The organism is Pantoea latae, assembly GCF_002077695.1.
GTDB lineage: Bacteria > Pseudomonadota > Gammaproteobacteria > Enterobacterales > Enterobacteriaceae > Pantoea > Pantoea latae.
Genome location: NZ_MWUE01000019.1, coordinates 1 through 13,358, shown reverse-complemented (window position 1 = coordinate 13,358; position 13,358 = coordinate 1). Strand labels below are relative to the sequence as shown.

Annotated in this window: 14 protein-coding genes; 10 read left to right on the top strand and 4 right to left on the bottom strand. The window is 55.9% G+C overall.

Annotated features, from left to right (window positions below; all coding sequences use genetic code 11):
• The first annotated feature begins 2 nt into the window (after positions 1–2).
• The 10 genes from hisD (at position 3) to B2J69_RS13195 (ending at position 8,955) form a co-directional block, all read left to right on the top strand.
• Positions 3–1,310 (top strand): histidinol dehydrogenase, encoded by a 1,308-nt coding sequence (hisD, locus tag B2J69_RS13240; protein WP_081139889.1) that lies wholly within the window; start codon positions 3–5, stop codon positions 1,308–1,310.
• Complete coding sequence (hisC, locus tag B2J69_RS13235; protein WP_081139886.1) at positions 1,307–2,383, top strand: histidinol-phosphate transaminase; 1,077 nt, start codon at positions 1,307–1,309, stop codon at positions 2,381–2,383. Before hisD ends, hisC begins: the two co-directional genes overlap by 4 nt.
• A complete protein-coding gene (hisB, locus tag B2J69_RS13230) occupies positions 2,380–3,447 on the top strand; it encodes a bifunctional histidinol-phosphatase/imidazoleglycerol-phosphate dehydratase HisB (RefSeq protein ID WP_081139884.1) in 1,068 nt (355 codons plus the stop codon). The genes hisC and hisB overlap by 4 nt, the downstream gene beginning before the upstream one ends.
• Positions 3,448–4,038, top strand: a complete 591-nt coding sequence (hisH, locus tag B2J69_RS13225; RefSeq protein WP_081139881.1) for an imidazole glycerol phosphate synthase subunit HisH — start codon at positions 3,448–3,450, stop codon at positions 4,036–4,038. It begins immediately after the preceding gene.
• Positions 4,038–4,775 carry a 1-(5-phosphoribosyl)-5-[(5-phosphoribosylamino)methylideneamino]imidazole-4-carboxamide isomerase gene (hisA, locus tag B2J69_RS13220; protein ID WP_081139879.1) on the top strand — a complete coding sequence of 246 codons (738 nt, stop codon included), beginning with the start codon at positions 4,038–4,040 and terminating at the stop codon, positions 4,773–4,775. The genes hisH and hisA overlap by 1 nt, the downstream gene beginning before the upstream one ends.
• Positions 4,757–5,533 carry an imidazole glycerol phosphate synthase subunit HisF gene (hisF, locus tag B2J69_RS13215; protein ID WP_081139877.1) on the top strand — a complete coding sequence of 259 codons (777 nt, stop codon included), beginning with the start codon at positions 4,757–4,759 and terminating at the stop codon, positions 5,531–5,533. Before hisA ends, hisF begins: the two co-directional genes overlap by 19 nt.
• Positions 5,527–6,138 (top strand): bifunctional phosphoribosyl-AMP cyclohydrolase/phosphoribosyl-ATP diphosphatase HisIE, encoded by a 612-nt coding sequence (gene hisIE, locus B2J69_RS13210; protein ID WP_081139874.1) that lies wholly within the window; start codon positions 5,527–5,529, stop codon positions 6,136–6,138. Before hisF ends, hisIE begins: the two co-directional genes overlap by 7 nt.
• 76 nt (positions 6,139–6,214) lie before the next feature.
• Positions 6,215–6,691 (top strand): YbaK/prolyl-tRNA synthetase associated domain-containing protein, encoded by a 477-nt coding sequence (locus B2J69_RS13205; protein ID WP_081139870.1) that lies wholly within the window; start codon positions 6,215–6,217, stop codon positions 6,689–6,691.
• A gap of 62 nt (positions 6,692–6,753) precedes the next feature.
• Positions 6,754–7,548, top strand: a complete 795-nt coding sequence (locus B2J69_RS13200; protein ID WP_081139867.1) for an ABC transporter substrate-binding protein — start codon at positions 6,754–6,756, stop codon at positions 7,546–7,548.
• A 108-nt stretch (positions 7,549–7,656) separates the two neighbouring features.
• The gene (locus B2J69_RS13195) at positions 7,657–8,955 is read left to right on the top strand and encodes a succinylglutamate desuccinylase/aspartoacylase family protein (RefSeq protein WP_081139864.1); all 1,299 of its coding nucleotides are present in this window, start codon (positions 7,657–7,659) and stop codon (positions 8,953–8,955) included.
• A gap of 32 nt (positions 8,956–8,987) precedes the next feature.
• Here the strand turns inward: B2J69_RS13195 and gndA are convergent, their stop codons facing one another.
• From gndA to B2J69_RS13175, 4 genes are all read right to left on the bottom strand, one after another.
• Positions 8,988–10,397 (bottom strand): NADP-dependent phosphogluconate dehydrogenase, encoded by a 1,410-nt coding sequence (gndA, locus tag B2J69_RS13190; protein WP_081139862.1) that lies wholly within the window; start codon positions 10,395–10,397, stop codon positions 8,988–8,990.
• Between the two features lie 132 nt (positions 10,398–10,529).
• The gene (locus tag B2J69_RS13185) at positions 10,530–11,309 is read right to left on the bottom strand and encodes an ABC transporter ATP-binding protein (protein WP_081139859.1); all 780 of its coding nucleotides are present in this window, start codon (positions 11,307–11,309) and stop codon (positions 10,530–10,532) included.
• A gap of 8 nt (positions 11,310–11,317) precedes the next feature.
• Entirely contained in the window at positions 11,318–12,118 is an 801-nt protein-coding gene (locus tag B2J69_RS13180) for an ABC transporter permease (protein WP_081139857.1), read from the bottom strand.
• On the bottom strand, positions 12,118–13,358 hold a 1,241-nt coding region (locus tag B2J69_RS13175), incomplete at its 5' end, for a rhamnan synthesis F family protein (RefSeq protein WP_081139855.1). The genes B2J69_RS13175 and B2J69_RS13180, both read right to left, overlap by 1 nt.

Here is a 13,358-nt window from a genome sequence, read left to right as displayed (position 1 = left end):
TCATGGCCTTTATGACCCCCGTCGAGTGGCAGCAGTGCAGCGAGGAGCAGCAGCAGGCGCTGCTGCAGCGTCCGGCCATCGCCGCCTCCGAGGCGATTAGCGCCACGGTGCGCGAGGTGCTGGACCAGGTGAAAAGTAACGGCGACGCGGCGCTGCGTGCGTTCAGCGCGCGCTTCGACAAGGCGCAGGTAGAGGCGCTGCGCGTGACGCCCGAGCAGATCGCCGCCGCCGGCGCGCGGCTGAGCGACGAGCTGAAACAGGCGATGGCCGTCGCCGTCGCCAATATCGAAACCTTCCACAACGCGCAGCAGCTGGCGACCGTGGACGTTGAAACCCAGCCCGGCGTGCGCTGCCAGCAGATCACCCGGCCGGTGCGGTCGGTCGGCCTCTATATTCCCGGCGGCTCCGCCCCGCTCTTCTCCACCGTGCTGATGCTGGCCACCCCGGCGCGCATCGCCGGCTGCGGCCGTGTGGCGCTCTGCTCGCCGCCGCCCATCGCCGACGAGATCCTCTATGCGGCGCAGCTGTGCGGCGTCGAAGAGGTGTTTCAGGTCGGCGGCGCGCAGGCGATCGCCGCCCTCGCCTTCGGCACCGAGAGCGTGCCGAAGGTCGACAAGATCTTTGGACCGGGCAACGCGTATGTCACCGAGGCGAAGCGCCAGGTGAGCCAGCGCCTCGACGGTGCGGCGATCGATATGCCCGCCGGTCCGTCGGAAGTGCTGGTGATCGCCGACGAGGGCGCGACGCCCGCTTTTGTCGCCTCCGATCTGCTGTCGCAGGCGGAGCACGGCCCCGACTCCCAGGTGATCCTGCTGACGCCGTCGCTGGCGCTGGCGCAGCAGGTCGCGGAGGCGGTAGAGACGCAGCTGCAGGCGCTGCCGCGCGCCGCCACCGCCCGTCAGGCGCTGGCAAGCAGCCGCCTGATTGTGGCGCGCGACCTGGAGGCGTGCGTGGCAATCTCCAACCAGTACGGCCCGGAGCACCTGATTATTCAGACGCGCCAGCCGCGCGATCTGGTCGAGGCGATCACCAGCGCCGGTTCGGTGTTCCTCGGCGACTGGTCGCCAGAGTCGGCGGGCGATTACGCCTCCGGCACCAACCATGTGCTGCCGACCTACGGCTACACCGCCACCAGCTCCAGCCTCGGCCTCGCCGATTTTCAGAAGCGCATGACGGTGCAGGAGCTGACGCCGCAGGGCTTCCTCAACCTCGCCGCCACCATTGAGACGCTGGCCGCCGCCGAGCAGCTGGAGGCCCACAAAAACGCCGTTACCCTGCGCGTCGCCGCGCTGAACAAGGAGCAGGCATGAGCCGGAATATTGAAGAGCTGGCGCGCGACAACGTGCGCGCCCTGACGCCCTACCAGTCTGCGCGCCGCCTCGGCGGCAACGGCGACGTCTGGCTTAACGCCAACGAATTTCCGCTGCCGGTGCCCTTTGAGCTGTCGCAGCAGACGCTGAACCGCTACCCGGAGTGCCAGCCGAAGATCGTGATTGAGCGCTACGCCGCCTACGCCGGGCTGCAGCCGGAGCAGGTGCTGGTGAGCCGCGGCGCCGACGAGGGCATTGAGCTGGTGATGCGCGCCTTCTGCGAGCCGGGCAAAGACGCCATTCTGTTCTGCCCGCCAACCTACGGCATGTACAGCGTCAGCGCCGAAACCATCGGCATTGAATACCGCACCGTGCCCGCGCTGGAGAACTGGCAGCTCAACCTGCCCGCTATCGCCGGGCAGCTCGACGGCGTGAAAGTGGTCTATATGTGCAGCCCTAACAACCCGACCGGCAACCTGATCGACCCGGACGATATCCGCACGCTGCTTGAAATGACTGCCGGAAAAGCGCTGGTGGTGGCGGATGAGGCCTATATTGAATTCTGTCCGCAGGCGACGCTGAGCGGCTGGCTGAAAACGTATCCGCATCTGGTGATCCTGCGCACGCTGTCGAAGGCGTTTGCGCTGGCCGGCCTGCGCTGCGGCTTTACGCTGGCGAATAAGCCCGTCATCGATCTGCTGATGAAGGTGATCGCGCCCTATCCGCTGGCGACGCCGGTCGCCGACGTTGCCGGTCAGGCGCTGAGCGATCAGGGCATCGCGCTGATGCAGCAGCACGTCGCCGAGCTGAACGCCAGCCGCGCCTGGCTGCTGCAGCAGCTGCCCCAGCTCAGCCTGGTGCAGCAGGTCTTCCCAAGTGAAACCAACTATATTCTGGCGCGCTTTACTGATTCGCCTGCGGTGTTTAAATCCCTGTGGGAACAGGGCATTATTCTGCGCGACCAGAACAAAAATCCGGGCCTTGCGGGATGCCTGCGCATCTCAATCGGCACGCGTGAAGAGTGCGAGCGCCTGATCGCCGCGTTACAGGCTTTATCTGTGGAGAGAGCATGAGTCAGAAGACCCTTTTTATCGATCGCGACGGCACCCTTATCGCCGAGCCGCCTGAAGATTTTCAGGTGGATCGCCTGGAGAAGCTGGCGTTTGAAGCCAACGTTATTCCGGCGCTGCTGGCGCTGCAAAACGCCGGCTACCGGCTGGTGATGATCACCAACCAGGATGGGCTGGGCACCAGCAGCTTCCCGCAGGCGGATTTCGACGGCCCGCAAAACCTGATGATGCAGGTGTTCACCTCGCAGGGGATCCATTTTGACGACGTGCTGATCTGCCCGCACAAGCCGGAAGATAACTGCGACTGCCGCAAGCCGAAGACCAAAATGGTCGAGGCGTGGCTGGCGCAGGGCGCCATCGACGTGGCGAACAGCTATGTGATCGGCGACCGGCTGACCGATATTCAGCTGGCGCAGAATATGGGGATCCAGGGCATCCGCTTCGGCCGCGAAGGCGAAGACTGGAACGCGATTCAGGCGCGCCTGACCAAACGCGATCGCCATGCGCTGGTCAACCGCAACACCAAAGAGACGCAGATTCAGGTCGAGGTGTGGCTGGACCGCGAAGGCAACAGCAAAATCAACACCGGCGTCGGCTTCTTTGACCATATGCTGGACCAGATCGCGGTGCACGGCGGCTTCCGCATGAACATCGAGGTGAAAGGCGATCTCTATATCGACGATCACCACACCATCGAAGACACCGGGCTGGCGCTCGGCGAGGCGCTGCTGAAGGCGCTGGGCGACAAGCGCGGCATCGGCCGCTTCGGCTTCGTGCTGCCGATGGATGAGTGCCTGGCGCGCTGCGCGCTCGATATTTCCGGCCGTCCGCACCTCGAATTCAAGGCGGAGTTCAACTATCAGCGCGTCGGCGACATGAGCACCGAGATGGTAGAGCACTTCTTCAGCTCGCTCTCCTACGCCATGATGAGCACCCTGCACCTGAAAACCAAAGGCAAAAACGATCATCACCGCGTGGAGAGCCTGTTTAAGGCCTTTGGCCGCACGCTGCGCCAGGCGATCCGCGTTGAGGGCAACACCCTGCCCAGCTCGAAAGGAGTGCTGTGAATGAACGTGGTGATCCTCGATACCGGCTGCGCCAACCTCTCGTCGGTGAAATGGGCGGTTGAGCGCCTCGGCTACACGCCCGACGTCAGCCGCGATCCTGACGTGGTGCTGCGCGCCGACAAGCTGTTCTTGCCGGGCGTCGGCACCGCGCGCGCGGCGATGAACCAGCTGGAAGAGCGCGATCTGGTTGACCTGATCAAAGCCTGCACCCAGCCGGTGCTCGGCATCTGCCTCGGCATGCAGCTGCTCGGCAGCAGCAGCGAGGAGAACGGCGGCGTCAGCACCCTCAACATTATCGACGCCGAATGCGGGCTGATGGAGACGCGCGGCCTGCCGCTGCCGCATATGGGCTGGAACCAGATCACCGCCCAGGCGGGCAACCATCTGTTTCGCGGCATCGACGAAGAGAGCTACTTCTACTTCGTGCACAGCTACGCCATGCCGGTCAACGCCAGCACCATCGCCCAGTGCGATTACGGCCAGCCCTTCACCGCGGCAGTGCAGAAAGATAACTTCTTCGGCGTGCAGTTCCACCCTGAGCGCTCCGGCAAAGCGGGCGCGCAGCTGCTGAAAAACTTCCTGGAGATGTGATGATTATCCCCGCGTTAGATTTGATTGACGGCAAAGTGGTGCGCCTGCATCAGGGCGACTACGGCCAGCAGCGCGACTACGGCAGCGATCCGCTGCCGCGCCTGCAGGATTACGCCAGCCAGGGCGCGACGGTGCTGCACCTCGTGGACCTGACCGGCGCGAAGGATCCGGCAAAGCGCCAGATCCCGCTGCTGAAAACGCTGCTTAACGGCGTTGAGGCGATCGTGCAGGTTGGCGGCGGCATCCGCACGCGCGACGACGTGAAAGCGCTGCTCGACGCCGGCGCCAGCCGCGTGGTGGTCGGCTCGACGGCGGTAAAAGCGCCGGATGAGGTGAAAAAATGGTTCAGCGAGTTCGGCGCCGAGGCGATCGTGCTGGCGCTGGATGTGCGCATCGACGCGGCGAACCGCAAAGAGATCGCCATCAGCGGCTGGCAGGAAGCGGCCGGCGTCACGCTGGAAGAGGTGATCGCGCAGTTTGCGCCGGTGGGCCTGAAGCACGTGCTCTGCACCGATATTTCACGCGACGGCACCCTGAGCGGCTCCAACGTCGCGCTCTATAAGGAAGTGACCGCGCGCTATCCCGAGATTGCGTTTCAGTCCTCCGGCGGCATTGGCAATATTGAGGATATCGCGGCGCTGCGCGACAGCGGCGTACAAGGCGTGATCGTCGGACGCGCGCTGCTCGAAGGTAAATTCACGGTTTCGGAGGCTATCGCATGCTGGCAAAACGCATAATCCCCTGTCTTGACGTGCGCGACGGACAGGTCGTCAAGGGCGTGCAGTTCCGCAATCACGAGATCATCGGCGACATCGTGCCGCTGGCGCAGCGCTACGCGCAGGAAGGCGCGGACGAGCTGGTGTTCTACGATATCACCGCCTCCAGCGACGGCCGCGTGGTCGACAAAAGCTGGGTGTCGCGCGTGGCGGAGGTGATCGACATTCCCTTCTGCGTGGCGGGCGGCATCAAAAGCGAAGAGGACGCGGCGCGCATTCTGGAGTTCGGCGCCGATAAAATCTCCGTCAACTCGCCGGCGCTGGCCGATCCCGAGCTGATCACCCGCCTGGCGGATCGCTTTGGCGTGCAGTGCATCGTGGTGGGCATCGACACCTGGTTCGACGAGGCGAGCGGCAAATATCACGTTAACCAGTACACCGGCGACGAAGCGCGCACCCGCGTCACCCAGTGGGAAACCTTAGAGTGGGTGCAGGAGGTGCAGAAGCGCGGCGCAGGGGAGATCGTGCTGAATATGATGAATCAGGATGGCGTGCGCAACGGCTACGACCTGGTGCAGCTGCAAAAAGTGCGTGAGGTGTGCAAGGTGCCGCTGATCGCCTCCGGCGGCGCAGGCACGATGCAGCACTTCCTCGACGCCTTTGAGCAGGCGAACGTCGACGGTGCGCTGGCCGCCTCGGTGTTCCATAAGCAAATTATCAATATCGGCGAGCTGAAAAGCTTTCTGAAAGAGAACGGAGTGGAGATTCGCGCGTGTTAACTAGTGAGCAACTGGCCCAGCTTGACTGGGTCAAAACCGAGGGCATGATGCCCGTTATCGTGCAGCACAGCGTTTCTGGCGAAGTGCTGATGCACGGCTATATGGATCAGGCGGCGCTGGCGAAAACCTGCAGCGAAGGCAACGTCACCTTTTTCTCACGCACCAAACAGCGTCTCTGGACCAAAGGCGAGACCTCCGGCCACTTTCTGCGCGTCGTCAGCATCACGCCGGACTGCGACAATGACACGCTGCTGGTGCTGGCCGATCCCATTGGGCCGACCTGCCATCGCGGCACCTCAAGCTGCTTTTCGCCCGCCGCGCCCGACTGGGTGTTTCTGCATCAGCTGGAGCAGCTGCTGGCGTCGCGCAAAAGCGCCGATCCCGCCAGTTCCTACACCGCGCAGCTCTATGCCAGCGGCACCAAGCGCATCGCGCAGAAGGTGGGCGAAGAAGGCGTTGAGACCGCGCTGGCGGCAACGGTCAACGATCGTCATGAGCTGACCAACGAGGCTTCTGATTTGCTCTATCACCTGCTGGTACTGCTGCAGGATCAGGATCTCGACCTCAGCGCCATCATCAATAACCTGCGCGCGCGCCATAAGTAGCGGTGCACTATGTTGCTCAATATCGGCAGGTGACGCGAATATTGAGCAACATACTTCTCATTTTCAGGACCCGGCTATGACCACCCATGACAAACTGATCGCCCTGCTGGATCAGCATCAGGCGCGCTATCGGCTGATGCCGCATGAAGCGACCGGCAAATGCGAAGCGGTGGCGGCGCTGCGCGGCACGGCGCTGGGCCAGGGCGCGAAGGCGCTGGTGTGCCACGTTAAAGGCAACGGCGTGAAACAGCATGTGCTGGCGGTGTTGCCCGCTGACCAGCAGGCGGATTTAGCGCGCGTGGCGCAAGCGGTCGGCGGTCGCCGCGCCTCGCTCGCCAGCCCGGCGGAAGTGGATATGCTGACCGGCTGCGTGTTTGGCGCCATTCCGCCCTTCTCGTTTCATCCCGATCTCCGGCTGGTGGTCGATCCGCTGCTGTTTGCGCGCTTTGATGAGATCGCCTTCAACGCCGGACGGCTGGATTTGTCGATGGTTTTGCACACGGAAGATTATCGCCGCCTCTGTAATGCTAACGTAGTGAAAATAATCCAGTAATTGTCATCGTGGTGGCAGGCAGGTACTCTGCTTAATTCAACATCACGATAAAAGAAGAGATTATGGCTACTCCTGGTTTCTCCCGTCTGCGCGCGGCGCTGATGACCGCCGTGCTGGCAGGCTGCGCCTTTGGCGCGCAGGCAAAAATTGAACAGGTCCGCTTCGCGGTCGATCCTACCTATCCGCCGTTTGAGTCCAAAACCCCGCAGGGCAAGCTGGTCGGTTTCGATATCGATCTGGGCAACGCGCTCTGCCAGCAGATGCAGGCGAAGTGCGTCTGGGTGGAAAGCCAGTTCGACGGCATGATCCCGGCGCTGAAGGCGCGCAAGTTCGACGCGATCCTGTCAGATATGGGCATCACCGAAGAGCGCCTGAAGCAGATCGACTTCACCGTGCCGCTCTATGACACCCATACGCAGCTGATTGCGCGTAAAGGCTCTGGCCTGCTGCCGACCGCCGAGTCGCTGAAAGGCAAAACCGTCGGCGTGGAGCAAGGCACGGTGCAGGAGCGCTACGCGCGCGCCAAATGGCAGCCGTTCGGCGTGAACGTGGTGCCTTATGGCGATCAGGCGCAGGTAGAGAGCGACCTGGTGTCCGGCCGTCTCGATGCGGTGTTCACCGATGCGGCGCAGGCGGCAATCGGCTTTCTGAAGCATCCGCAGGGCAAAGATTTCGAGCTGGCTGGCCCAATTGTGCAGGATCCGATTATTGGCCCCGGCACCGCCATCGGCCTGCGTAAAGGCGACGCCGAGCTGAAAACCGCGCTGGATAACGCCTTCGCCGAAATCAAAAAGAATGGCACCTTCGACAAGATTCAGAAGCAGTATTTCGCGACTGACATCTCCATCAAGCAGTAACCCCGAGGCGGCCCGAGTGGTCGCCCGCTTTGATTCGGCACTATACTTTTCTTCATTTCCGGGGTGCGACCCGCGCCCCCTCTTAAATGACAGGACAATCAGCGCCCCATGCATCAACAACATCATCCTCTTATCAGCGCCTCGCTGGGCACTCAGCGCGAAATCGTCAGCTTCCACTTCGGCGAAGAGAAATATAAACAGGTTTATATTCAGGCCTCCCTGCACGGCGACGAAATCCCCGGCATGGCGGTTGCCTGGTTTCTGAAGCAGAAACTGATGGCGCTGGAGTCCGCTGGCAGGCTGCGCGCCGGCTTTACCCTGGTGCCGGTGGCCAACCCGCTGGCGCTGAGCCAGCACTGGCACGGCACGCATCTCGGACGCTTCCACAGCGAGTCGGGCCAGGACTTTAACCGCCGCTTTCCTGCGCTGGGCGAGAAGCTGGCGGCGGAGCTGGCCAGTTCGTTGACGCCGAACGAAGGCGACAACAAGCGGCTGATCCGCGACGCGATTGATCGTCACTATCGCGATGTGATCGCCAAAACCGAGCTGGAGGCGCAGCGCTTTACCCTGATGCGCATGGCGAGTCAGGCGGATCTGATGATTGATTTGCACTGCGACTGGGAAGCATTGCCTCATCTCTACACCACGCCGCACGCCTGGCCCGATATCGAGCCGCTGGCGCGCTGGCTGGGTAGCGAAGTGCAGCTGCTGGCGCAGATTTCCGGTGGCGAGCCGTTCGATGAAGCCTGCTGCGAACCCTGGCTGACGCTGGCTGAGCGCTTTGGCGACAAATACCCGATGCCGCGCGGGCTGCTGCCGGTGACGCTGGAGCTGCGCGGACTGCGCGATGTCGATCCCGATCAGGCGGAGCAGGATGCGGATGCGATCATCAGCGCGCTGCGCGAAAGCGGCTATATCGCCGCGGAGAACCCGTCGGTGTCGGTGGAAGTGGCCGCGCCGGTGATTGGCGGCGACGAGCTGGCGCTGGTCACAGCTAACGCCGAGGATATCGCAGGCATGGCGGAGAGCAGCGCTGCGGCGAGCGCGCTGGAGGCGGTGGATATGCCGGAAGAGATGAGCGTGATTAAGCAGCGTCATACCGAAGGCGCCGGCGCGGTCTCCCCTGCCCTTAAGCACCCTGCGACGCCACTGGCGGGCTGTGAGTATATTCACTCGCCGGTTTCCGGGCTGATTCTGCATCGCAAGAAGCTGGGCGCGCATATCCGTCCGGGCGAAGTAGTGGCTGAGGTGGTGGATCCGGTGACGGACTTTGTGACACCGCTGGTGGCGGAGTATGGCGGCGTGCTCTATGCGCGGCACTGGGCGAAGTTCGCCACGGCGGGCATGCTGGTGATCAGGCTGGCGGGGGAAGATGAGGTGAGGAGCGGGGATTTGCTGGTGGGGTAAAAAAAGGCTTCCTGACGGAAGCCTTTTTAATGTTAGTCCAGCCATTCGGTGTGAAACACACCGTCTTTATCGATGCGCTTGTAAGTATGCGCGCCGAAATAGTCGCGCTGTGCCTGAATCAGGTTGGCAGGCAGCACTTCTGAACGGTAGCTGTCGTAGTATGCGATAGCGGCAGAGAAGGTCGGCGTCGGGATACCGTTCTGCACAGCGTAGGCAACCACATCGCGCAGCGCCTGCTGATATTCGTCAGCGATATTCTTGAAGTACGGTGCCAGCAGCAGGTTAGCGATGTTAGCGTTTTCGGCGTAGGCATCGGTAATTTTCTGCAGGAACTGGGCACGGATGATGCAGCCAGCACGGAAAATTTTAGCAATTTCACCGTAGTGCAGATCCCAGTTGTACTGCTCGGAAGCCGCACGCAGCTGTGAGAAGCCCTGCGCGTAGGAAACGATTTTTCCCAGGTAGAGCGCACGACGCACTTTCTCTACGAATTCTGCTTTGTCGCCGGTGAAGGCCTGCGCCTGCGGTCCGCTCAGCACTTTAGAGGCTGCAACGCGCTGCGTCTTCAGAGAAGAGAGGTAGCGAGCAAATACAGATTCAGTAATCAGTGACAGCGGCTCGCCGAGATCCAGTGAACTCTGGCTGGTCCATTTACCGGTGCCTTTGTTAGCCGCTTCATCCAGAATCACGTCAACCAGGTAGTTACCCTCTTCATCTTTCTTGGTGAAGATATCCTTGGTGATGTCGATCAGGTAGCTGCTCAGCTCGCCGTTGTTCCACTCGGTGAAGGTTTTGGCCAGCTCTTCATTGCTCAGACCCAGCGCGCCTTTCAGCAGGGCGTAGGCTTCAGCGATCAGCTGCATATCGCCATATTCGATGCCGTTGTGCACCATCTTCACATAGTGACCGGCGCCGTCCGGACCGATGTAGGTCACGCAGGCTTCGCCATCTTCCGCACGTGCGGCGATTTTGTCCAGAATTGGGGCAACCAGCTCGTAGGCTTCTTTCTGACCGCCAGGCATGATTGATGGGCCTTTCAATGCGCCCTCTTCACCACCGGAAACACCGGTACCGATGAAGTTAAAGCCCTGCTCAGACAGCTCTTTGTTACGACGGATGGTGTCTTTATAGAAGGTGTTACCGCCGTCGATCAGGATGTCGCCTTTGTCGAGATGCGGAGTCAGGGAAGCGATAGTTTTGTCAGTTGCTTCGCCCGCCTGAACCATCAGCAGGATACGGCGCGGTTTTTCCAGCGAGTCGACGAACTCTTCGATGGTGTAGTAAGGCGCGAGTTTCTTGCCCTGGTTTTCAGCGATGACTTCATCAGTCTTTTCGCGTGAACGGTTGAAGATAGAGACGGTATAACCACGGCTTTCAATGTTGAGAGCCAGGTTACGGCCCATAACGGCCATACCTACAACGCCGATCTGTTGCTTGGACATTTTTTACTCCTGTCTGAAGATCAATCGCCTGAGAAAAGTCAGGCGAATCAATGTGGCAAACATGTTAACTCACGAAATGAGATAAAAGGTAGTGATTGATGCGATTGCAGTTAGACGATGGCACTGATTTGCCTATTGATTGCTCAAATCAGATAAATCTTCTTTTTTTGCAGGTTGCTTGAAATAAAGAGGTAAAATGTCGTCTGGTTTACCATCCATTTTAACTGTACCGTGTTCTAGCCAAAGAATACGAGTGCACGTTTTTTGCAAAAGAGCACGGCTATGGCTTGCAAGTATCAATATTTTGGTTGAACTGATTATACTATTAAGACGGCTTTCAGCCTTTTCTTTAAACCCTTCATCTCCTACAGAGAGCCACTCGTCCATTAAAAGAATCTCTGGCGTAAAAATTGTAGAGACACTAAAACCAAGACGCATTTGCATACCAGAAGAGTAAGTACGAACTGGCATGTCAATAAAGTCGCCCAAATCTGTAAAAGAAATGATTTCTTCTATTTTATTATTTATCTCTTTCTTTCTAAGACCTAAAAGCGCACCTCGAATATAAATATTTTCACGACCTGTAAACTCGGGATTAATCCCCAATGAAATTGAAATTAAAGAACCAATTTCACCTTTAATAGTTGCATTACCTGTTGTAGGATGATACACACGGCTAAACATGCGTAAAAGCGTGGTTTTACCTGCTCCATTATGACCGATTAGACCAACTCTTTCTCCATCCTTAATTTCAAAATTAAGGTTATTTAGTGCAGAGACAACTACGCGTCCATTTTGCTCACCAACTTTTCCACCTGTAGCAAAATTGATAAAACCTTTTTTTATTGATCGTGCTGCAGCGTTATATATTGGAAATTCTATCCCAACATTTTCAAATTTTATGATAGCCATATGATTTCCTAAACCCAATAAGGCACACGATACTTATACTTGCTCAACATAAACGTTGAGAACATGACACCAAGTATTCCCATCACCATAGCGGTATAGTAACTCGAAACCATAGGCACCTCCCCTAGCAAAGGAGTGCGCACAAGATCAATGAGGTGATAAAAAGGATTCAGATTCAGCAATAGCTCGCCAGTTCGGTGCGTTAAAAGCTTGGGTAACCAGATTACAGGCGTAAGATAAAAGATAACTTGCATTATACTCAATACAATCTGTGTCATATCGCGAAATCTAGCACAAATTAATGACAACACGACCAGTAACCATGACAGATTGATAGCCAATAAAATAAATCCAGGAATAGCTAATAATGCATACCAATTCAATCCTTTTCCTACAGCCAACATGACCAATGGGAAAATAACAATATTATGCATAAATATAATAAAATTCTTCCATACAACGCGCAAGATATGTATGTGAAGAGGAACGGGAAGTTGCTTTATTATTCCTTCTGACGAAATTAATGCGTCGCACCCTTCACTAATACTACTTAGCATAAAGGTCCAGATGATTAATCCCAAAGTCAAGAAAGGAAGGAACTCCTTAACATTCGTTTTGAAGAGATTACCAAAAACTAGCCCCATAGTAGTTATCATAACAGCCATGCTAATGGTTATCCAAAATGGACCCATTTTAGACCTTTTATATCTCATGCGGATGTCTTGTCCGCCCATTACTTGAATAATATGATAGTTCTTTAAGGCAGAAAGAAGATCTTCCATCCCTGGAGAGTTTTTAAGAAATTTCATTACAATATACCATGTTGATAAGCCAAGCGATCAAGCCCAACAAGAAATCTGTCGCCACACAAACGTGACGTCATTAAAGTCATAAATTCTTCACGTTGCGATTCATCAAGCTGATCTCTAAGCTTAATTATATCACTAATATTACATACACATCTAAACAGCAAATCAAGTTTGATGATTGGCAATCCACAGTGATGCAAAGCAAGGCAGTTGATATGAATTTGTGAACCAAGAGTAAACTCATCAAGGTAAAGAGCAATTAAACGATGTTTTAACTGCTTGAGATGTTTATTACTTTCAATGTTCTCCCGCGTCAAAAATCTTATCAACTCGAGATAATCTATTTTTTGATCTTCTTTTTCTTCTTTGTTCTCTGGATCATAAATACTGGTTGGAAAACTTCCACCACTGCTGATAATTGACTGCATTTTTATTTCATGTTTTTTACTTTTCTCATCTTTCACAAAGTTACGAAAATAAGAGTTAAGCACTTCATCATTTTTGAATAGTGAAGTAATCGTCTGGTTATACCAGGCGCGCTCACCTTCTCGACGATAGTAGTAATAGTTGTTAAAAAAATCTTCATCTGTCTTGAGTTTCTTTTCAATAAAAGAGATATTGTAAAGAGATTTGAATTGTTGTTCTGAGCTTACTAATGATTTTAACAGTTTACTGAGTGCAAACTCACCTCTCTTGATAACAAGTGGACGAACATTAGATAATTTGTATTTTTTCCAATATTCCTCAAATCGTTGGTTCCTGACTATATCTCCGCATACTGAAATACAAAAAGAACCTAGATGATGGGAGTGCTGGCTATTCTCAGTTGCTCCTAAAACTTCAGTTTTACTATTAAACAACTGATAAAGAAATTCTTTTAAGCCTCTGATTGAAAAAAATACACTATCGTTTATAATTAGCAGCCTTTCGCACCTTTCATCAATTTTATTATCAAAGATAAATTTCATTCCTGTCTGATAACTGCTGAAATCGCGGCCATAGTTATCTTTTTCAATATAAACATCAAAGAGATTAGATGCGATATTTTCAGGCTTGAGTTTTAATGTATTGACACCAATAACATAAATACCCTGCTCTTTGGCTTCCTTGATCAAAAGCTGTGTATCGTTTCGAAGCGCACTTTTCTCATATAAAGCTAACAGCATGACATTGCCGCCAGAAAATTCTTTTTTTACAATAGTATTATTGTACTTTTTTATTTTTATACTGTCTTTTAGAG

Excerpts from the sequence above, each read along its gene's own strand:
- hisD (WP_081139889.1), top strand. The coding sequence starts at position 3 with ATGGCCTTTATGACCCCCGTCGAGTGGCAGCAGTGCAGCGAGGAGCAG.
- B2J69_RS13205 (WP_081139870.1), top strand. The coding sequence starts at position 6,215 with ATGACCACCCATGACAAACTGATCGCCCTGCTGGATCAGCATCAGGCG.
- hisB (WP_081139884.1), top strand. The coding sequence starts at position 2,380 with ATGAGTCAGAAGACCCTTTTTATCGATCGCGACGGCACCCTTATCGCC.
- gndA (WP_081139862.1), bottom strand. The coding sequence starts at position 10,397 with ATGTCCAAGCAACAGATCGGCGTTGTAGGTATGGCCGTTATGGGCCGT.
- hisA (WP_081139879.1), top strand. The coding sequence starts at position 4,038 with ATGATTATCCCCGCGTTAGATTTGATTGACGGCAAAGTGGTGCGCCTG.
- hisF (WP_081139877.1), top strand. The coding sequence starts at position 4,757 with ATGCTGGCAAAACGCATAATCCCCTGTCTTGACGTGCGCGACGGACAG.
- B2J69_RS13185 (WP_081139859.1), bottom strand. The coding sequence starts at position 11,309 with ATGGCTATCATAAAATTTGAAAATGTTGGGATAGAATTTCCAATATAT.
- hisH (WP_081139881.1), top strand. The coding sequence starts at position 3,448 with ATGAACGTGGTGATCCTCGATACCGGCTGCGCCAACCTCTCGTCGGTG.
- B2J69_RS13195 (WP_081139864.1), top strand. The coding sequence starts at position 7,657 with ATGCATCAACAACATCATCCTCTTATCAGCGCCTCGCTGGGCACTCAG.
- B2J69_RS13180 (WP_081139857.1), bottom strand. The coding sequence starts at position 12,118 with ATGAAATTTCTTAAAAACTCTCCAGGGATGGAAGATCTTCTTTCTGCC.
- B2J69_RS13200 (WP_081139867.1), top strand. The coding sequence starts at position 6,754 with ATGGCTACTCCTGGTTTCTCCCGTCTGCGCGCGGCGCTGATGACCGCC.
- hisC (WP_081139886.1), top strand. The coding sequence starts at position 1,307 with ATGAGCCGGAATATTGAAGAGCTGGCGCGCGACAACGTGCGCGCCCTG.